The organism is Janthinobacterium sp. SUN100, from assembly GCF_030397705.1.
Taxonomy (GTDB): domain Bacteria; phylum Pseudomonadota; class Gammaproteobacteria; order Burkholderiales; family Burkholderiaceae_D; genus Janthinobacterium; species Janthinobacterium kumbetense.
Map to the genome: position 1 here is coordinate 656,639 of NZ_JAPUBU010000003.1, position 19,887 is coordinate 676,525.

General features: G+C 63.5%; 12 protein-coding genes. 6 read left to right on the top strand and 6 right to left on the bottom strand.

From position 1 onward, the window contains the following. Positions 1 to 21: 21 nt before the first annotated feature. A complete protein-coding gene (gene glmU / locus O0881_RS19500; RefSeq protein ID WP_289912575.1) occupies positions 22 to 1,398 on the top strand; it encodes a bifunctional UDP-N-acetylglucosamine diphosphorylase/glucosamine-1-phosphate N-acetyltransferase GlmU in 1,377 nt (458 codons plus the stop codon). A gap of 433 nt (positions 1,399 to 1,831) precedes the next feature. Here glmU and O0881_RS19505 read toward each other — a convergent pair whose 3' ends face one another. The 3 genes from O0881_RS19505 to O0881_RS19515 form a co-directional block, all read right to left on the bottom strand. Continuing rightward, the gene (locus tag O0881_RS19505; RefSeq protein WP_289912576.1) at positions 1,832 to 3,502 is read right to left on the bottom strand and encodes a ShlB/FhaC/HecB family hemolysin secretion/activation protein; all 1,671 of its coding nucleotides are present in this window, start codon (positions 3,500 to 3,502) and stop codon (positions 1,832 to 1,834) included. A gap of 34 nt (positions 3,503 to 3,536) precedes the next feature. Continuing rightward, a complete protein-coding gene (locus O0881_RS19510) occupies positions 3,537 to 9,254 on the bottom strand; it encodes a YDG domain-containing protein (RefSeq protein WP_289912577.1) in 5,718 nt (1,905 codons plus the stop codon). A 329-nt stretch (positions 9,255 to 9,583) separates the two neighbouring features. Then, positions 9,584 to 11,596: a sensor histidine kinase gene (locus tag O0881_RS19515; protein WP_289912578.1), complete on the bottom strand. Its 2,013-nt coding sequence runs from the start codon at positions 11,594 to 11,596 to the stop codon at positions 9,584 to 9,586. 80 nt (positions 11,597 to 11,676) lie between these two features. On the opposite strand from O0881_RS19515, the gene O0881_RS19520 reads away from it, so the two are divergent. Continuing rightward, on the top strand, positions 11,677 to 12,375 hold the full coding sequence (locus O0881_RS19520; protein WP_289912579.1) for a response regulator transcription factor: 699 nt from the start codon (positions 11,677 to 11,679) through the stop codon (positions 12,373 to 12,375). A 315-nt stretch (positions 12,376 to 12,690) separates the two neighbouring features. Here the strand turns inward: O0881_RS19520 and O0881_RS19525 are convergent, their stop codons facing one another. Beyond that, positions 12,691 to 13,164 (bottom strand): Lrp/AsnC family transcriptional regulator, encoded by a 474-nt coding sequence (locus tag O0881_RS19525; RefSeq protein ID WP_289912580.1) that lies wholly within the window; start codon positions 13,162 to 13,164, stop codon positions 12,691 to 12,693. A 161-nt stretch (positions 13,165 to 13,325) separates the two neighbouring features. On the opposite strand from O0881_RS19525, the gene glmS reads away from it, so the two are divergent. After that, entirely contained in the window at positions 13,326 to 15,155 is a 1,830-nt protein-coding gene (gene glmS, locus O0881_RS19530) for a glutamine--fructose-6-phosphate transaminase (isomerizing) (protein WP_099665965.1), read from the top strand. A 54-nt stretch (positions 15,156 to 15,209) separates the two neighbouring features. Here glmS and O0881_RS19535 read toward each other — a convergent pair whose 3' ends face one another. Both O0881_RS19535 and O0881_RS19540 read right to left on the bottom strand, forming a co-directional pair. Further along, positions 15,210 to 16,094: a methylenetetrahydrofolate reductase gene (locus O0881_RS19535; protein ID WP_289912581.1), complete on the bottom strand. Its 885-nt coding sequence runs from the start codon at positions 16,092 to 16,094 to the stop codon at positions 15,210 to 15,212. A gap of 13 nt (positions 16,095 to 16,107) precedes the next feature. Further along, positions 16,108 to 17,007 (bottom strand): LysR family transcriptional regulator, encoded by a 900-nt coding sequence (locus O0881_RS19540; RefSeq protein ID WP_289906015.1) that lies wholly within the window; start codon positions 17,005 to 17,007, stop codon positions 16,108 to 16,110. 129 nt (positions 17,008 to 17,136) lie between these two features. Between O0881_RS19540 and msuE the strand changes: the two genes are divergently transcribed. The 3 genes from msuE (at position 17,137) to O0881_RS19555 (ending at position 19,822) form a co-directional block, all read left to right on the top strand. Continuing rightward, positions 17,137 to 17,718: an FMN reductase gene (gene msuE, locus O0881_RS19545; RefSeq protein ID WP_289912582.1), complete on the top strand. Its 582-nt coding sequence runs from the start codon at positions 17,137 to 17,139 to the stop codon at positions 17,716 to 17,718. A gap of 70 nt (positions 17,719 to 17,788) precedes the next feature. Continuing rightward, positions 17,789 to 18,766 (top strand): DUF1852 domain-containing protein, encoded by a 978-nt coding sequence (locus tag O0881_RS19550; protein ID WP_289906017.1) that lies wholly within the window; start codon positions 17,789 to 17,791, stop codon positions 18,764 to 18,766. A gap of 27 nt (positions 18,767 to 18,793) precedes the next feature. Continuing rightward, positions 18,794 to 19,822: a methionine synthase gene (locus O0881_RS19555; protein ID WP_289912583.1), complete on the top strand. Its 1,029-nt coding sequence runs from the start codon at positions 18,794 to 18,796 to the stop codon at positions 19,820 to 19,822. Positions 19,823 to 19,887: the final 65 nt, after the last annotated feature.

Consider the following 19,887-nt stretch of genomic DNA (forward strand, 5'->3'; position numbering starts at 1 on the left):
TTAACTTATAAAAGACGGTCTATGAACGTTGTCATTCTCGCTGCCGGTATGGGCAAACGCATGCAGTCGGCACTGCCCAAGGTATTGCACCCGTTGGCGGGCAAGCCGCTGTTGTCGCACGTCATCGACACGGCGCGCGGCCTGGCGCCGTCCCGATTATGCGTGATTTACGGGCATGGGGGCGCAGCAGTGCTGAAGTTGCTCGACGGCTACAAGGTGAACCATGGCGTGCAGATCGACGCCGCCGAGCAGGCGCAGCAGCTGGGCACGGGCCATGCCGTGCAGCAAGCGCTGCCTTTGCTGGATGACAGCGTGCCGACCCTGATCCTGTACGGCGACGTGCCGCTGACCAGCGCCGCTTCCCTGCAGCAACTGGTGCAGGCGGCCGGCAAGGACAAGCTGGCCATCCTGACCGTGGAACAGGACGACCCGTTTGGCCTGGGCCGCATCGTGCGCGAGCACGGCGCCATCGTGCGCATCGTCGAGGAAAAGGATGCGACACCTGCCGAGCGCGCCATCCGCGAGATCAACAGCGGCATCATGGTTGCGCCCACCGTGCAGCTCAAGCAATGGCTGTCGGCCTTGTCGAATGACAATGCCCAAGGGGAATACTATCTGACCGATATCGTTGCCCAGGCCGTCGCCGATGGCGTGGCCGTCACCTCGGCCCACCCGGCCGCCGTGTGGGAAGTGGCGGGCGTCAACAGCAAGGTGCAGCTGGCCCAGCTGGAACGCATCCACCAGAACAATATCGCGCAAGCGCTGCTGGAAGGGGGCGTGACCCTGCTCGATCCGGCCCGCATCGACGTGCGCGGCGAACTCATTTGCGGCCGCGATGTCACCATCGACGTGGGCTGCGTGTTCGAAGGCCGGGTGGAACTGGGCGACGGCGTGCGCGTGGGCGCCAACAACGTCTTCATCAACGCCACGGTGGCGGCTGGCGCACACATCAAGCCCTTCTGCCATATCGAGGACGCCATCGTCGGCGCCGCTTCCATCATCGGCCCCTATGCGCGCCTGCGCCCGGGCACGGTCCTGGCGGAAGACGTGCACATCGGCAACTTTGTCGAAGTGAAAAACAGCCAGATCGCCGCGCACAGCAAGGCCAATCACCTGGCGTACATCGGCGACGCTACCATCGGCTCGAAGGTCAACATCGGCGCCGGCACGATCACCTGCAACTACGATGGCGTGAACAAGTTCCGCACGGTCATTGAAGACGACGCCTTCATCGGCAGCGACAGCCAGCTGATCGCGCCCGTCACCGTCGGCAAGGGCGCCACCCTGGGCGCGGGCACGACCTTGTCGAAAGATGCGCCGGCCGGCAAGCTGACCGTGTCGCGCGCGCGCCAGGTGACCATCGATGGCTGGACGCGCCCCGTGAAAATCAAGAAGTAAGCGGCGCAGTCAGCCCTTGCACACAGGCAGGCCGCATGGCCTGCCTTTTTTGTATGTGGATAACTCTGTGGGCAAGCCACTGCACAAGTGGCGCATAAGCCTGTGTGCAAGCCTGCGCATAAGCTGTTGGCAAGTTTTCCAATCTGGCCCGCCATGCGCTTGTCGCTGCCTTTTCCGCTGATTCCAGTGGCTTGCCAGCGATGTAATCGCCTTTTCCTGTTGATTGTGGATAACTCTGTGTGTAAGCCTGCGGATAAGCGCTGGATAGCGTAGGTACAAGTGGGGATAACTGCAGTTTTGCCACCTGCTTCCCGGATATTGCTGTGGGTAAGCCTGTGGAAAAACCGTGCACAGACGGTGGATAGCTGGTGGGTAAGTCTTGCGTTGGATCAAGCAACAGCCGAAAGTCGGACTTCCGGCTGTTGCCGCCGCATCAGAAGCGGCGATTGAGTTCGACCCACAGGCGGGCCGAACTGCGCGCCGCCAGCAGGACGGGCGTGCCGCCGATGGGCTTGGCGACGTACGCGCGGGCATTCCACTGCTGCCCGCCCGCCCAGTTCAGGCCCAGTCCGGCGCCGTGCAGGCGTGCGCTGTTCGGGCCCGGCGTCCAGCGCTGCTGGTTCACCGTCACGCGCGCGCTGTCGACGAAGGCCACGGCTTGCCATTGTCCCGCGTCGCCGGCGCTCAGTTCATGCCGCCATTCGGCGCTGCCGAAATAGCCGAGGTCGCCAGCTGCCGCGCCCACGTCATACGCGCGCACCGTGTACGGGCCTCCCACGCTCATCTTTTCGGAGGAATCGAGGTTGCTGTCCGCCCACTGTCCCGCGAAGGCCAGGTACACGGCGTTGCGCTGGTCCAGGTTTTGCAGGCGCGACAGGTTGACGTTCCATTTCGCAAAATTGCCATGGCTGCGGGCGCTGAAGGCGTCGTTCAGGCGCGTCAGCGGGTCGCTGATGTCGAGCTTGCCAGCCGTCGCGGCCACGCTCCAGCTGGTGATGGCGCCAGCGAAGGCGGCATCGCGCACGTCGCCACCCAGGGTGGCGCTCAGGTTGTCCAGGCGGCGGTCGCTGCGCATGGCGCTGGCGTCGATGCGGTCGCGCAAGTGCACCTGGTCATATTGCAGCTGGATCGACATGTTCGCATCGCGGCTGCGCAGCAGCGGATGGCGCAGCCAGGCACTGGCGACCTGAGCCGTGCCATGTGCGTGCAGCGGGCGCATGGCGCCTTCCAGGCGGTAGCGCAGGGCGGACATGGCCACCCCGGCGCGCGTGCCGGCGCCGTTCAGCAGCAGGTCATAGCCGAGACGCGCATACGACATGCCCGTGCCCGAGCTGAGCACGCTGGCGCTGGCCACGTCGCCCTGGTGCAGCGGGTTGTACAGGTACACGGTGGCGCCAAGGCGGGCGCGGCCCGTGTAGCGGTTGCCATTGTTGTCGAGGAAGGCAGCGCCAGCCATGCGAGGACCGGACCAGGCATCGACCAGCAGGTCGGAGCCGCCCACTTCGGCGCCGGGCGTGAGCGTGGCCGTGATGGCGACATTCGGTATGTCGGACAGCAACAGCAAGCTGCGGTCGAGTTCCGCCTGGCTGATGGTCTGGCCCGTTTGCAGCGGCGCCAGCGTGGCGTTCAGCAAGGCGTCGCTGACGTCGCTGCGGTTGTCGATGCCCACCTTGCCGTAGCGCGCCTCGAGCACGTCGATGCGCACGATGCCCTGGCGGATGGTCTGGGCGGGCACGATGGCGCGCGCCAGCGGATAGCCATGGGCGCGGTAGTAACTGGTGAGGCGGGCCGCCAGTTCTCCCAGTTGCTCCAGGGACAAAGTCGTGCCATGGGCGCTGGCGACGAGCGCCTGCAAGGTGGCCGTATCGAACGCGCTGTTGCCGGCGATATCGATCTGCGTGACGAGAAAGGGCGCGCTGGCGGGCAGCGGCGCGCCCTCTTTCTGTTCGATGCGCAGCGCCGGCGCGCCGGGAGCAACATTGGCGGGCGTGGCTGGCTGCAACTGGCGCAGGATGGCGCCCGCATCGGGCACGACCGGGGTGGTTTGTGCTACGGCGCATGGCGCAAAGGCCAGCAGCAGCAGGGACAGCAACGGTTGTTGCATCAGGTGTCGCGGAGTCAAGGAATGAGTCATGGTGTTATTGATTTACGTTAAGCATGTTGGCGGGCAGCTTGACGCCGCCCAGGACGACTTGCAGGGCCGGGCCGCGGCTGCCGATCTGCATGCTGGTGTTTGGCAAGGCATTGCTGGCAGCGCCCGTGCCGGCCGGGGCATCCGTCTGCGTGATGGTGATGGTGGGTGCGGCGGCCAGCGTGCCGGGACGCGTGTCGGCAAAGCTGCCCAGCACTTGCGCCTGCAGTTGCACCACGGCTGCCTGGGCCGGTGGTGGCAGGCTTGCCGACGTCAAGGTCAGGGCGCCGGCATTGCCCTCGGCTTGCACGAAGGCATAGTCGGTCGAGGCCAGGCCGCTGCCCGTGATGGCGTAGTTGCCAGCCGGACTGCTGGCCGTGGCCGGGCTGGTCCAGGCCAGGGTGCCGCTGGTGGCGTCCGCCAGGGTGTCGCTGCCCAGCAGGCCGCTGACCTTGCCGCTTAACTGTTCTGGCGTGCGGCCACCCGTCAGGCTGGTGGCCGTGGCCGTCAACAGCAAGCTGGCCTTGGCAATATCGGCGGTGATGTTGCCCGGTTGCACGAGTGCATAGTTGCCCGCATCCGCACCCTGCAAGGTGTAGCCGTCGACGATGACGGTTTTCCCTGTTCCGGCGTGCTTGTCGGCAAAGCGGGCAGTGCCGCCGGCCACGCTCAATTGGTCGTCGCCCAGCGCCAGCACGCTGGCCTTGCCTGTCAAGGTGGCGCCCGTGGTGGCGTCATACACCTTGTTTGCCGCACCCACGCCGACGATGACCACGCTGGCCTTGCCGATGTCGGCCGTGATGTTGTTCGGCTGCACGAGGTCATAGTTGCCCGAATCCGCGCCTTGCAGGCTGTAGCCATCGACGACGACGGCCTTGCCCTTGCCTGCGTTCTTGTCGGCAAAGCGGGCAGTGCCGCCGGCCACGCTCAATTGGTCGTCGCCCAGCGCCAGCACGTTGGCCTTGCCTGTCAAAGTGGCGCCCGTGGTGGCGTCATACATTTTGTTTGCCGCACCCACGCCGCTCACGCTGGCAATAGCTTTACTGATGTCGGCCGTGACCTTGTTCGGCTGCACGAGGTCATAGTTGGCCGCATCCGCGCCTTGCAGGGCAAAGCCGTCGAGGGTGACGGTCTTGCCCATGCCGGCGTTCTTGTCGGCAAAGGATGCGCTGCCGCCGGCCACGCTCAACTGGTCGCCGCCCAGCGCCTGCACCTTGGCCTTGCCCGTCAGGGTGGCGCCCGTGGTGGCGTCATACACTTTGTTTGCCGCACCCACGCCGCTCACGCTGACAGTAGCTTTACTGATGTCGGCCGTGATGTTGTTCGGCTGCACCAGCACATAGTTGCCCGCATCCGCGCCTTGCAGGCTGTAGCCATCAACGATGACGGCCTTGCCCTTGCCTGCGTTCTTGTCGGCAAAGCGGGCAGTGCCGCCGGCCACGCTCAACTGGTCGCCGCCCAGCGCCTGCACGGTGGCCTTGCCCGTCAGGATGACGCCGGTGGTGGCGTCATACACCTTGCTTGCGGCGCCCACGCCGGCGACGGTGACGCTGGCCTTGCCGATATCGGCCTTTACGTTACCCGGTTGCACGAGGACATAGTTGGCCGCATCCGCGCCCTGCAAGACAAAGCCGCCGAGGGTGACGGTTTTGGCGCTGCCCGCGTTTTTGTCGACAAAATGCGCATTGCCGCCCGTCAGGCTGAGCTGGTCGTTGCCCAGCGCCTGCACCTTGGCCGTGCCTGTCAGGGTGGCGCTGTTCGTGGCGTCATACACTTTATTGGCCACGCCCGCATCCTGCACTGCCAGTGTGGCCTGGGTGATGGTGGCACGGTGTTGGCCACCTTCCAGCGTGTAATTGTCCGCCAGGCCACCCTGGCCGTCCGCCAGCGTCAGGCTACCGTTGTTGATGTGCTTGTTTGCGCCGACGCTCTTGTTATCGAGGCTGCCATTCCCGGACAGGGACAGACTTTCGCCGTTGACCAGCCCGTGCATGGTCAACTGGCCGGCAGCCATGCTGGTGCTGGCGTCATAGGTGCGCATGCCATCGAGCGTGATAACGGCGCGCTGGATCGTCAGCGGCCCTGCCATCATATTGATGTCATAACCTTGCTGGCCGGAGTACGCGTAATTGTCCAGGGCGTTATAGCTGCCGGCATCGCGCATGGCGCCATACAGGCCATTGTTGCTGTAGAGTATTTTCCCGGATTCGGCGGCGCCGGCCAGCGAATAGCGGGCATTGACCAAGCCGCCGGAGTAGCTCTTGCCATCGTAGGTTTTGCTGATGGCGTCGGCGTTGATGGTCAGGGCCGTCAGGAAGCTGCGCAGCAGCGGCGTGGTCTGGCCCTCATAGATACGCCAGACGGCATGGCTGCCACCGCTGGTCGCCATGTCCCAGCCTTCGAAGCTCGATGGCGAGCGCAGCTCTGCGTCGCTCAGGCCCCGCACATTGGTCAAGGTGCCCTCGTTTTCGCCGACGCCCGGTGCCGTTGGCGTATTCTTCCAGAAGCTGTTGCTGATCACGCCCGCATTGCTGCCGACCAGCGCGCCCGTGCTGGCATTGCCTTGCACCTCGCCCGTGGCGTAGCTGTTGCTGACGCTATCGGTGGCGCGGGAACTAAAACCGAGCAAGCCGCCCACATCGCGGTCGCCGCTGACCTTGCCGCTGGCGTAGCTGTCGGCGATGGTGCCGCTCTTGTTGTAGCCGACCAGGCCGCCGGCATTGTCTTCGATTGCCGTGATATTGCCGCTGGCATAGCTGCCGCTGACCTGGGCGATGGCGCCGTCATAGCCGCGGTTGTCGCCCACCAGGCCGCCGACATTGCGCAAGCCGCTGGCGTCGCCCGTGGCATAGCTGCCCGTGACACTGCCGCTGTTGCTGCCAGCTAAGCCGCCTACGCGGTCCGCGACGCCGCTGACCTTGCCGCTGGCGTGGCTGGCGCTGATGGTGCCGCCGTAGTTTTCACCCACCAGGCCGCCGACATTGTTGTCGCCGCTGACCGTGGTGCTGGCATGGCTGTTGCTGACCAGGCCTGCGTTCGAGCCGACCAACGCGCCGACGGCGAAATTACCCTTCACGCTGCCGTCCAGCAGGCCGATATTGCTGATGAGCGAGCCTGGGTTCGTGTAGCCGATCAGACCCACGTAATCGTACGTCGGCCGGTCGATGGTCAGGCCGCTGACGGTGTAGCCGCGGCCGTCCAGGCTACCCGTGAAGGGGTGTGCCTCGCTGCCGACGGGCACGAAGCCGGCAGCTGTCCAGACATCCTTGCCGCCTGCCGTACCGGCCGCGTTGATGTTACTGCCCAGCACATACGCCGTGCCCGGCGCCATGGCCATCAATTGCAGCTGGTGGGCATTCTGGATGGTGGTCGCATACTCGGATGCCAGCATCGGATACGTGGCGCCTGCCGCGCCGCCAGCATTGTTCAAGCCGCCATCCACGCTGACCAGCACCCAGTTGTTGCCTGGCGCGCCAGGCGTGGTGGTGAAATTGAATCCCGTAAAACTGCTGGCCGTGCGCATTTGCGCATCCGTCAAGCCAGTGCCGCCATCCGAGCTGGCCTGGCCAGTGCCGCTGATGGACCAGAAACTGTTGCTGACCTTGTTGGAGTAGGCATTACTGCCTATCAGGCCGCCGACGCCGCTGCCGCCACTGGTGAGGACCAGGCGGCCCGTGGCGAAGCTGGTGTCGACACTGCCCCAGTTGATGCCAATCAGGCCGCCGATATAAGTCTGACCCGCCACGCTTCCCGTGGCATAGCTGTTGCTGATGCTGCCGTTATTGCTGGCGACCAGGCCACCTGTCTGGGCCTGGCTCCTGACGGTGCCGGTGGCGTAGCTATTATCGATGCTGCCATTGTTGCGCGCCACCAGACCGCCGCTGACGGAGTAGCTGTCGACGTCGAGCGCAGCATAGCTGTTGCGGATGGTGCCTGCGTTTGTGCCGACCAGGCCGCCGGCTACATACGTGGCCCAGATACTGCCGCCATTCAAGCCCACATTCTGGATCAGGGCATCCTTGGTGGTGATGGAAAACAGGCCGCTGCCCTGGTTGCGCGAGGCTCGCATGCTGAGTTGATTGATCGAGTGGCCGAGCCCATCGAACACGCCGCTAAAACCCGTGTCGCCGCCCAGTGGCGCGAAGCCAACGCTCCAGCCGGCTTGCCAGCTGGCTGCGGCGGAGGCGTCGATATTTGCACCCAGCACATAATTGCCATTCAGCTTGCCGTTAATGCCTTGCAAGTCAGTGCCAGTGACGCTGCCGGCTGCTCCCAGGGTGGTAATCACCGTGTAGCCGGTGCGCACGCCGTCCGCACCCAGTTTGGTGCTGAAGTTTTGCCCGGCGGGCAAGTTCACCTGCGCGCCGTTGCCCAGCTGATACACGGCCGTGTTGCCAGCAGCGGCGGCGCCCTGGCCGTATTCCAGCGCCAGGCTGGCCGTGCCGGAACCGTTCAGGTTGGCGTTGATATTGATGTTGCGCTGCGCATTCAAGGTCAGTTCATTGGCCGACCAGCTGACCTGGTCGTTGACGTGCACGTCGCTGGCCGTGCCGTGGCTGCCTTGCGTGCTCTGGATCACGACATTGCCGTTGCGCAAATTGGCCGTCAGGGCGGCGCCGCTGATGTCGCCGCCGCTGGCGGCGATGGTGAAGTCGACGGGGTCGATCAGCCAGGTACCGGCGCGGCCCTGGGCAGCGGCCGTGCTGATGCGCACGTCGTTGCCGATCTTCACGTGGGCGGCGCTCGTTTCGATGAAGCCGCCATTGCCACCCGCGGGGGCGCTGGCGTCCAGGGGGCCGCTCACATGGGTGGTGCCGGCGGTCATGCCGCCGAGCAAGACGATGCTGCCATCGCGCTGTTCCACGCTGCGCGCCTCGATGACGCCCGTGTGGTTGACGACGCTGGCCAGCAGCGAATCGCGGGCGCCTGCGCTCATCAGCACCTGGCCGCCATCGGCGCGGATCAGGCCGCCGTTCTCGGCCAGGTTGTTCAGGGTGCTTTGTTCGATGCGCAGTTGCAGCAGGCGCGCGCCGTCAAAGCTCAGGGTGGCGGCGCTGCCGGCGCCCAGGGCGACCGTGCCCAGGCGGGCCGAGATGGCGCCCTGGTTGCTCACTTGCCGGCCCAGCAGGGCGACATAGCCGCCATCGGCCGCGCGCAGCGTGCCTTCATTGACGACCTTGCCAGTACCTTGGCCGCCGAACGCGTGTTTCGAACCGCCCAGGCTGGCGCCGTCGACGTCGAGCGTCGAAGCCACCAGGCCGCCCACGTTGACTTGCGCGCCGCGGCCGAACAGCACGCCGTTCGGATTGATCAGGTACACCTGGCCATTCGCGTTGACTTTGCCGAGGATCTGCGTGCCGTTGCTGTCGAAGATGCGGTTGACGGCCAGCGCGCTGGCCGAGGGCTGGACGAAGTTGACGGTTTCCTTGGCGCCCACGTTAAAACTGTTCCAGTTCAGCGCGGCCTGCGCGCTGCCCTGATGGATGGTGGTGGTGCCGCCCTGCTGGCTGATGCTGGCCGTGCCGCTCACCACCTGCCCGCCCGTGGGCGCGGCCTGCGCCGGTCCTCCCAGCGCCAGCGCCGTCATGGCGGCCGCTGCCGCGGCCAGTTTGCGGCGGCTGCCCTTGCCGCGTCCGCGCGAGGTTTCCGCGACGGCGACCCAGGCGTTCAAGACGTGGCTCCAGACGAGGCGGTAGATGTGGTTCAACGATCCGTGACGATGCATGCGATGTCCTTGTTGATTTGAATAGGGAGACGCTCGCGCGCCTGCGGACCTGGCCGGGCTGGCGCGAGCGGGAAATGGGGGAAGAACGGGTCAGGAAAGCGGCGCGAACAAGGAGGGGCCGGTGAGGTGGCTGGCGAGTTGGTTGCGGTGCATGTTTTCCCTGTGCTGTGCGTGGACGGCGTCCGTTGCGGCTTTTGTTGCTTTTTTAAATATAAACGTTATAAAAAGCTACAAAGATTTCTGAACGGAAAGATATCAGAACGGGGAAATTTAAAATTGAGCAAACCTGAGCGATTCCCGACTGATTTAGTCGGGAATACGCGCGGTCGTCAGACGGGCAGGCGCAAGGCGAAGCTGATGGTGCCGTTGTTGCCGGCGCTGGCCAGTATCACCTGGCCGCCGTGCAATTCGGCGATGCGCTGCACCAGGTACAGGCCCAGGCCGGCGCCGGGCTTGTGCTGGGCGATGCGGCCACGGAAGTATTTCTGGAACAGGCGCGGGATTTCATCGGCGGGCAGCGGCTCGCCTTCGTTGCTGACGGCGATCTGCACGCGGCCGTCCTCGAGCGTGCCGGCCTGCACGCGGATCGCCAGGGCTTGCGGCGCGTGCCGGTCGGCATTGCTGAGCAGGTTGCGCAGGGCCACGCGCAGCAGGCTGGCGTCCACCACGGCGCTGGCGGGCAGCGCCTGTACGCTGGCTTCGATGCGGCCTGGCGGCCATTCGGCCAGCACGGCCGTCAGCAGCGCGGGCAAGTCGCATGGCAGGGGCCGGAAGGTTGCCGCGCTCGTTTCCATGCGGTCGGCGCTCAGGTATTCATCCACCAGCGCCGTCATGCGGCCGCTCGCTTCGCGCAGGTTCTGGCAGCGCTGCAGGGTTTTTTCCCGCGGCGCGTCCGTGTTGCGGGCAATTTGCTGGGCCGTGGTATTGATGATGGCCAAGGGCGTGTGGAATTCATGCGACACCATGGCAACGAAATCCTGCTGCTCTTCGCGGGTGCGGGTTTCCACTTCCAGCGCGGCGCGCAATTCGCCTTCCAGCACGGCGCGCCGGCCGATTTCCTGCCGCAGCGCCACGGTGCGCAGTGCCACCTGCTCTTCCAGCCGTTCATTCAGGGCGCGCACGGCACTGACGGCCTCCGCCTGTGCGCGGTCCTTGGCGCGGCGCAATTCGGCGTAGCGGCGGTTGAGGCGCAGGCTCATCAGCATCATGTGCACGAAGGCGCCCAGGGTGGCCGCATGGTTGGTCCAGAAGTTCGGCGGCACGATGGCCATATTGCGCAGGAAACTGATCACCACGCCCGCGTAAAAGATGCCGAAGATAAACAGGAAGGCGTGCGCCGGACGATGCCCGCGCAGCGCCAGCCAGCTGGCCAGGGCGATGAACAGCACGATCAATGGCAAGGCCGTCATTTGCACGACGAGCACGCCGGCGGCATAGTCGCCGTGCAGTACCAGCAGCGCCCCGCACAGCGCGGCAGCGGCCGTCAAGCCCACCACGACGCGGCTGAAACGGGGATACAGGGCGGGCAGTTCCAGTTGCAATGTGGAAAAACGCGCGCCGACGGCGATGGACATCGCCATCGACACGCCCAGCATGGGATCGGACAGCCAGTTCGGCATGGTGAAGATTTGCTGGGGAATGGCGATCGTCAGCGCTTCCGTCGTGGCATTCGTCAGCACGTACAGCAGATACCAGCCGCTGTGGGCTTCGCGCGTCATGCGCCAGAAAAAGATATGGAACAGGATCAAGAGCAAATAACTGCCGAACTGCAAGCCGTAGTACAGGTATTCGCGGCGCGAAGCGTTGTCGAAGGCATCGCTGGGCAGCAAGGTCAGCTCCGTCGACATGGCCTTTTTGCTGTGCAGGCGCACCAGCCAGCGCTGCGGCGTATCGGCTTGCAGGCGCAGCGGAAACACCACCTGGCGCGCATCGATGGGCCAGTTGCCGCGCGCCACGTCGGCGCCCGCTTCCTGCAAGACCCAGTGGCCCGCCGCGTCCCAGCGGTACAGCCGCACGTCGTCGAGCACGGCGTTGCTGAAACGCACGACCCATTCATCGGGGGAGCCTGCCGCGCGCGTCACGTCCAGGCGCAGCCAGACGGCGTCCTGCGTGTAACCGGCGCTGACGGCGCCGGGCAAGGTGCGCCAGCCTGGCGCCGCCAATGCCGCATCGGGCCCCAGCCGGCCCGTGGCATCGCGCAGCATCTGCAGGTGGCCGCTGGCGGACACGGGCTGCCCGCTGGCCGGCAGCAGCAGCGGCGCAGGTACGGGCGCGGCAGCTGCAGGTGCAGCATGGGGGAACAGGGCGGTGAAGAACAGGCAAAGGGCGAGCAGGATTTTCATGGCGAGGCAGCTTACCACGGCCAGTGTGGGAGTCAGAAAGACAACTTCCCGGCCCCACGGCGATCGGTTATCCTTGCGCCATGTTGAACCTCATCCTGCTTGAAGACGAAGCCGTGCTGCGCCACGAGTTGACCGAATTTCTCGGCGACTGCGGCTACCGCGTCAGCGCCGTGGCCGACCTGGCCGCCTTCCACGCCTGCTACGCGCCGGCCGTGCACCGCATTGCCATCATCGACCTGGGCTTGCCCGATGGCGAAGGCATGGTGCTGGTGCGCGCCTTGCGCGCGCAGGGGCAGCGCATCGGCATCGTCGTGTTTACGGCGCGCGGGGCCACGCAGGACAAGGTCAACGGACTGGGCGGTGGTGCCGACTATTACCTGCCGAAGAGCGCCGACCTCGATGAGCTGGCCGCCACCCTGGGCGCGCTGGCGCGGCGCCTGGGTGCGCCGCCTGCCGACGCGCCGCCGCCCGCCACGGCCTGGGTGCTGGAACTGGGACCGCGCCGCCTCTTGCCTCCCGGCTGCGGCGCTATTGCGCTATCGCAACAGGACGTCACCGTGCTGCATGTGCTGATGGCCGAGCCGGAACGCATCGTCAGCCGCCAGCAGATCGTGCAATCGCTGGGCGAGGATTTTCTCACCTACGACCAGCGCCGCCTGGACACCCAGATCAGCCGCTTGCGCCGCAAGGCCGAACAGGCGGCGGGCCTGGCCTTGCCCATCAATACCGCCCGCAACGCCGGCTACCGCTTCTTTGCCGAAGCGGAAGTGCGCCCCTGAGTTTACCGTCTGCCGCCACGGACGGGCTGTGGATAAGCCTGTCGATAACTGGACTGCTAACTTGTTGGCAAGCTGTGTGCAGCCGGTGCACAAGTCAAGCTGGCAGTAGCTTGTGTACTCTTTGCATGCCGGTGCGGTACCGTCGCGGGCGCGCCTGGCGCTGCTTCCCCGCGCATCCCTTGCTCTGCTGCCATGGCTTGCCCGCATCATGCTTGTGCATAAGCCTGTGGGCAAGTGCGGCATAAGCGGTGGAAAAGCACCGTATAAGTGTGTGGGCAAGCGGTGTGCAAGCGGTGGATAAATGAAAGTCAAAAATCACACGGCGATGCGCGTCTCGAATTTGCTGCGGAACGTGGAAAAATAGCTCTTCACGTTGCGCACATTTGCGTGCGCGGCAAACAGGCGGTGCGCCAGCGCGTGATAGGCGGGCATGTCGGCCACCTGCACCATCAGCACGAAGTCGGGGCCGGGCGAGACGCGGTAGCATTGCAGCACGGCGGACTCGCCCGCCACGAGCTGCTCGAATTCCGCCATGCGTTCCGCCGCCTGCACGTCGAGCGTGATTTCCACGATGGCCGTCAGGCGCGCGCCCACCAGTTGCGGCGCGACGATGGCCACTTGCCGTTCGATGACGCCGCTTTCCCGCAAATGCTTGACCCGCCGCAAACAGGTGGGCGCCGAAACGTGCACCGCTTGCGCCAGCTCACTGTTGGTTTGCGATGCATCAATTTGCAAGGCGTTCAGGATGCGACGATCGATCTCGTCGAGGGTAATGTTGCTATCGCTCATGGTTTTGATGAATTGGAAAATAAATTGATTCTAAATGAAATAATATTTCATCACAAAATGAGTGTGAAATATTCGGTCAAAAATGCACAGATTTAGAAAGCATATTTCATTCACTCTGCATTAGCATGCTTGCATTGATTAAATTTTAGACAGAGGTTTCCATGTGCGGCATCGTCGGCGCGGTAGCGCAACGTAATATCACTCCCATCCTGCTCGAAGGCTTGAAGCGCCTGGAATACCGCGGCTACGATTCCTGCGGCATCGCCCTGCATGCGGATGGCCGCTTGCAGCGTTCGCGCTCCACCTCGCGCGTGGCGGAATTGGAAAAGCAGATCGCGGAAGAAGGCTTGAGCGGTTTCACGGGCATCGCCCACACGCGCTGGGCCACGCATGGCGCCCCTGTCTCCTTCAATGCCCACCCGCACTTCTCCCCGACGGAAGAGAACGCCCGCGTGGCGCTGGTGCACAACGGCATCATCGAAAACCACGACGAACTGCGCGCCGAACTGACGGCCTTGGGTTACGTCTTCCAGAGCCAGACGGACACGGAAGTGATCGCCCACCTGGTCGAGCACATGTACAACGGCGATTTGTTTGAAACCGTGCAGCAGGCCGTGAAACGCCTGGACGGCGCGTATGCGATCGCCGTCTTTTGCCGCGACGAGCCGCACCGCGTGGTCGCCGCGCGCCAGGGCTCGCCCCTGATCGTCGGCCTGGGCAATGGTGAAAACTTTGTCGCGTCCGACGCCATGGCGCTGGCCGGCACGACGGACCAGATCATTTACCTGGAAGAAGGCGACGTGGTCGACCTGCAACTGTCGCGCTGCTGGATCGTCGACGTGGATGGCAAGCCCGTCGAGCGCGAAGTGAAGACCGTGCACGCCCACACGGGCGCGGCCGAGCTGGGCCCGTACCGTCACTACATGCAAAAGGAAATTTTTGAACAGCCGCGCGCCATCGGCGACACGCTCGAAGGCGTGACGGGCATCATGCCGGAATTGTTCGGCGACAACGCTTATGCCATCTTCAAGCAGATCGACCGCGTGCTGATCCTCGCCTGCGGCACCAGCTCGTATGCGGGCATGACGGCCAAGTACTGGATCGAAGCCATCGCCAAGGTGCCCGTCAGCGTGGAAGTGGCCAGCGAATACCGCTACCGCGACAGCGTGCCGCACCCGAACACGCTGGTGGTGACGATTTCGCAAAGCGGCGAAACGGCCGACACCCTGGCCGCCCTGAAACATGCGCGCAGCCTGGGCATGCAGCACACCTTGACCATCTGCAACGTGGCCACCAGCGCCATGGTGCGCGAATGCGCCTTGGCCTACATCACGCGCGCCGGCGTGGAAGTGGGCGTGGCCTCGACCAAGGCGTTTACGACGCAGCTGGCCGGCCTGTTCCTGCTGACCCTGTGCCTGGCGCAAGTCAATGGCCGTTTGAGCGAAGAACAGGAAGCGGCGCACCTGAAAGCCATGCGTCACTTGCCCGTCGCCATCGCGTCCGTGCTGGCGCTGGAGCCGCAAATCATCGCCTGGTCCGAAGAATTTGCGCGCAAGGAAAACGCCCTCTTCCTGGGCCGCGGCATGCACTACCCGATCGCTCTGGAAGGCGCCTTGAAACTGAAGGAAATTTCGTATATTCACGCCGAAGCGTATCCGGCCGGCGAACTGAAGCACGGCCCGCTGGCCCTGGTGACGAATGAAATGCCGGTCGTCACCATCGCGCCGAACGACGCGCTGATCGAAAAGCTGAAGTCGAACATGCAGGAAGTGCGCGCCCGCGGCGGCCAGCTGTACGTCTTCGCCGACGTCGATTCCCGCATCAGCTCCGGCGAAGGCTTGCACGTGATCCGCCTGCCCGAGCACTACGGCGACCTGTCGCCGATCCTGCACGTGGTCGCGCTGCAATTGCTGGCGTATCACACGGCATTGGCGCGCGGCACGGATGTGGACAAGCCCCGCAATCTGGCCAAGTCGGTGACGGTGGAGTAAGCAGGACGGATGGCGCCTGTCGCTGGCGGCGCGCTGCCGCCGGCGGGGCGCTCGTCAGCCAGGGGCCGGGTGGGCGCGGGAACGGTACTGCTCGATCCACTTGACGGACTGTGCGATGCCGCCGAAGGGAAAGAAATGCAGGCTGACCTCGCCGTGTGCCGCTGTCAGGCCGGCGGCCAGGCGCTCGACAAACAGATCCGGCCCCGCCGTGCCGAACAGCTTGCCGATGGACACGCCGTACTTGGACCACATCGATGCGCATGCACTGACGCCGCACAATGCAGCATAGCGGGCCAGCACCGCGATGCTGGCGGGACCCGGCACGCCCACGCGCACGGGATGGTCAATGCCCCGCTCGCGCAGCGCTTTGAGCCACGTCAACACGATGTCGGCATCGAACGCAAACTGCGTGACGATCAAGGGCGTCATGCCGCGCTGCGCGATGCTGCGGCACTTGCGTTCGAGCACATCCCACTGCTCGGCCTTGCTCATGACCTGATGGCCTTCCGGATGACCACCCACGCCGATCACCTTCATGCCCGCGCGCTCGAACACGCCTGTGTCGATCAGCGCGGCACTGTCGGAAAACGGCCCCATCGCGGCGGATGGATCGCCGGCGATCACGAAGCAGCGCTCGACGCCTGCTTCGGCGACCGCGCGTTGGACGAATGACTCAAACTCGGCGAACGAGGCAATCCGGCGCGCGGACAGGTGCGGCATGGGTTCAAAGCCGAGCGCGCGCACGGTGCGGGCCGCGGCCAGCCGCGCGGCGTTGTCCTCGCGCGGCAGGTAGGGAATGGCAATGGTGGACGCGGGCGCTATCCGCGGCGCCGCCGCGCTCAACGCCGGCATGTCCTTCGCACTGACTTCCAGGGAATAGGCGTGCGCGATGTGGCCAGCGGACCCGAGCTGAGCGGGATGCATCAAGAGATGACCCATGGCGTCGCTGCGGTCACTGCGCACTGGCGCTGGCAGGCTGGCGCGCCAGTGCGATGAAGGCGCGCACGTAGTCGATGGCGGTGTCCGTCTCGCGTGCCCCCAGGAAAATCTGCTTGGCGATGCCGCGCGCGCCCAGCCGCACAGGCACCACGTCCATCTTGGCCGCGTACTCCTCGACCAGCCAGCGCGGCAGGGCGGCCACGCCGCGGCCGCTGGCCACCATCTGCAGCATGATGTCGGTGGTCTCGATGGCTTTGTGGCGCTTGGGCGTGACACCGGCCGGCAAGAGGAACTGGTTATAGATATCCAAGCGTTCGATGTCCACGGGGTAGCTGATCAGCACTTCCTGCGTCAGTTGCTGAGGCTGCACATAGGCCGCCGCGGCCAGCGCATGGCCCTTGGCCACGACGAGCACTTGCTCGTAGTCGAACACGGGTTCGAACGTCAGTCCCGGCTTGTACAGCGGGTCGGGCGTGACGAGCAAGTCGATCTCGTAGCCGAAGAGCGCGCCGATTCCGCCGAACTGGAACTTCTGCTTGACGTCCACATCCACGTCGGGCCATGCGGCCAGATACGGCGACACAACCTTCAGCAGCCACTGGTAGCAAGGGTGGCATTCCATGCCGATGCGCAGCGCGCCGCGCTCGCCCTGCGCGAACTGGCCCAGGCGCTCTTCGGCCAGGTCCAGTTGCGGCAGCACCCGGTTCGCCACCGCCAGCAGATACTGGCCGGCTTGCGTCAGGCGCAGGTTGCGCCCTTCGCGCAGCCAGACGTCGGTGCCCAGTTGCTGCTCCAGCTTCTTCATGCTGTGGCTCAGGGCCGACTGGGTCAGGTGCAGCACGCCTGCGGCGGCCGTCAGCGACCCTTGTTTCTCGACCTGCTGGACGATGCTGAGGTGGATGCGTTCAAGCATTGAGATGAGCCATGTTCATGGATGTATGAAATAAGACCATTATACTTCATCGATTCCCGCCGCTATCATCGATCCCCTTGTTGCCTGCACTTTTACGGCCCTGGCGCATCCATCCACATGAAAGCAAACATGACACGTCCACTTCGTTTAGTCGCGGTTTCCGGCGGGCTGCAACGCCCTTCCAAGGCGGCCGCCCTGGCAGAGCACCTGATGGACCTGATCGCCGAGGAAGTGCTGTGCGAACAACGCCTGGTCGAACTGGGCCAGCTCGCACCCCAGCTGGCCGGCGCGGTCTGGCGCTCCCACCTGCCTGAGACGGTGGAACAGGAACTTGTTGCCGTCGAGCAAGCCGACATCCTGGTGGTGACAACGCCGGTCTACCGCGGCTCCTACACGGGACTGTTCAAGCATTTCTTCGACTTCATTCATCAGGATGCCCTGATCGACAAGCCCGTCCTGCTGGCGGCCACCGGCGGCAGCGAGCGCCATGCCCTGATGATCGACCACCAGTTGCGTCCGCTGTTCAGCTTTTTCCAGGCGCGCACATTGCCGCTGGGCGTGTATGCCACCGACAAGGATTTCGCCGACTACCGCGTGCAGGACGAGGCCCTGATCCAGCGGGCCGCGCTGGCCGTGCAACGGGCATTGCCATTGATCGCATTGACGCGCCATGCGAACCCGGTCACCGCTGAAGAGGTGGTCGCAGCCTGATACGCATCGCCACGGTCACCAAGCAATTACCCCATTCATCCTTTCGCAGAATTCAGGACACCAGATCACCATGAGCAAAGATTTTGCATTCAGCATCAAAAGCATTATTTTCGATGAGAACTATCATCCATCGGACAATACCCGCCTGACGACCAACTTTGCCAATTTGGCCAGGGGAACGAGCCGCCAGGAGAACTTGCGCAACACCCTGAAAATGATCGACAGCCGTTTCAACAGCCTGGCGCATTGGGATAACCCGAAGGCGGACCGCTACTCTGTCGAGCTTGAAATCATTTCCGTCGAATTGAATATTGATGTCAAAGGCGGCAATATCCCCTTGATCGAGATATTAAAGCCGACCATCATCGACAAAAAAACCGGCGAACGCATCGCCGGCATTGCAGGAAATAACTTCTCCTCTTACGTCCGCGATTACGACTTCAGCGTGTTGCTGCCAGAGCACAACAACAATCAATCTGCATTCAGCGCACCGGAGGATTTCGGCGATTTTCATGGCAAGCTGTTCAAGCACTTTGTCAGGTCAAATACTTACAAGGAACACTTCAACAAGGCGCCCGTTATCTGCATCAGCGCCTCGAGCAGCAAGACCTATCAGCGCACTGAAAATCAGCACCCCATCCTGGGCGTCGAGTATCAACAGAATGAATTTTCATCGACGGATGAATATTTCGAAAAAATGGGGATGCAAGTTCGCTATTTCATGCCGCCAAACAGTGCCGCCCCCCTGGCTTTCTATTTTATCGGCGACTTGCTGGGCGACTACAGCAATCTTGAGCTGATCGGCACCATCAGCACGATGGAAACGTTTCAAAAGATCTATCGGCCCGAAATCTACAATGCCAATTCAGCGGCGGGAAAAGTTTATCAGCCTAGCCTGAAGAATCAGGATTACTCGCTCACGCAAATTGTCTATGACCGGGAAGAGCGCAGCCAGCTGGCCGTCAAGCAGGGCAAATATACGGAAGAGCATTTCATCAAGCCGTACAAGCATATTCTGGAACAATGGGCTGCCAATTACGCTCTCTGATTAATCAAATACACGACATCAATCATCATGAAAAAATTATTGCCTACTTCAACTGCCGGCAGCTTGCCCAAACCTTCCTGGCTGGCGCAGCCTGAAAAGCTGTGGTCGCCCTGGAAATTACAGGACGAGGAATTAATCGAAGGCAAACAGGATGCCTTGCGTCTGTCGCTGCAGGAACAGCAGCAGGCGGGTATCGATATCGTCAGTGATGGCGAGCAAACGCGTCAGCATTTTGTCACCACGTTTATCGAGCATCTGAGCGGCGTCGATTTTGACAAACGCGAGACCGTCAGAATCCGCGACCGCTACGATGCGAGCGTGCCGACCGTCGTTGGCGCCGTGAGCCGCCCGAAACCGGTGTTTGTCGACGACGCCAGGTTTTTACGCCAGCAAACCACGCAGCCGATCAAATGGGCGCTGCCAGGCCCGATGACGATGATCGATACGCTGTATGACAGCCACTACAAGAACCGCGAAAAACTGGCCTGGGAATTCGCCAAGATCCTCAACCAGGAAGCCCGGGAACTGGAGGCGGCCGGCGTCGACATCATCCAGTTTGACGAACCGGCATTCAATGTTTTCTTTGATGAGGTCAATGATTGGGGGATTGCCACCCTGGAGCGGGCGATCGAAGGACTCAAATGCGAAACGGCCGTGCATATTTGCTATGGTTACGGCATCAAGGCCAATACGGACTGGAAAAATACGCTGGGCTCCGAATGGCGTCAATATGAGGAATCGTTCCCCAAGCTGCAGCAATCGAATATCGACATCATCTCGCTGGAATGCCACAACTCGCGTGTGCCCATCGATCTGATTGAACTCATCCGCGGCAAAAAAGTGATGGTCGGCGCCATCGACGTGGCATCCAACACCATTGAAACGCCGGAAGAAGTGGCCGACACCCTGCGCAAGGCGCTGCGGTTTGTCGATGCCGACAAACTCTATCCAAGCACCAACTGCGGCATGGCGCCTTTGTCGCGCCGGGTAGCCAGAGGCAAATTGCAAGCGCTCAGTGCCGGCGCAGACATCATCCGCAGAGAACTCTCGGCCTAGCCGCACCGTGTCAAACTGGATTGTTGATTGACATGGATCAGGTCACGTAACAGGAAGCAGCCCAT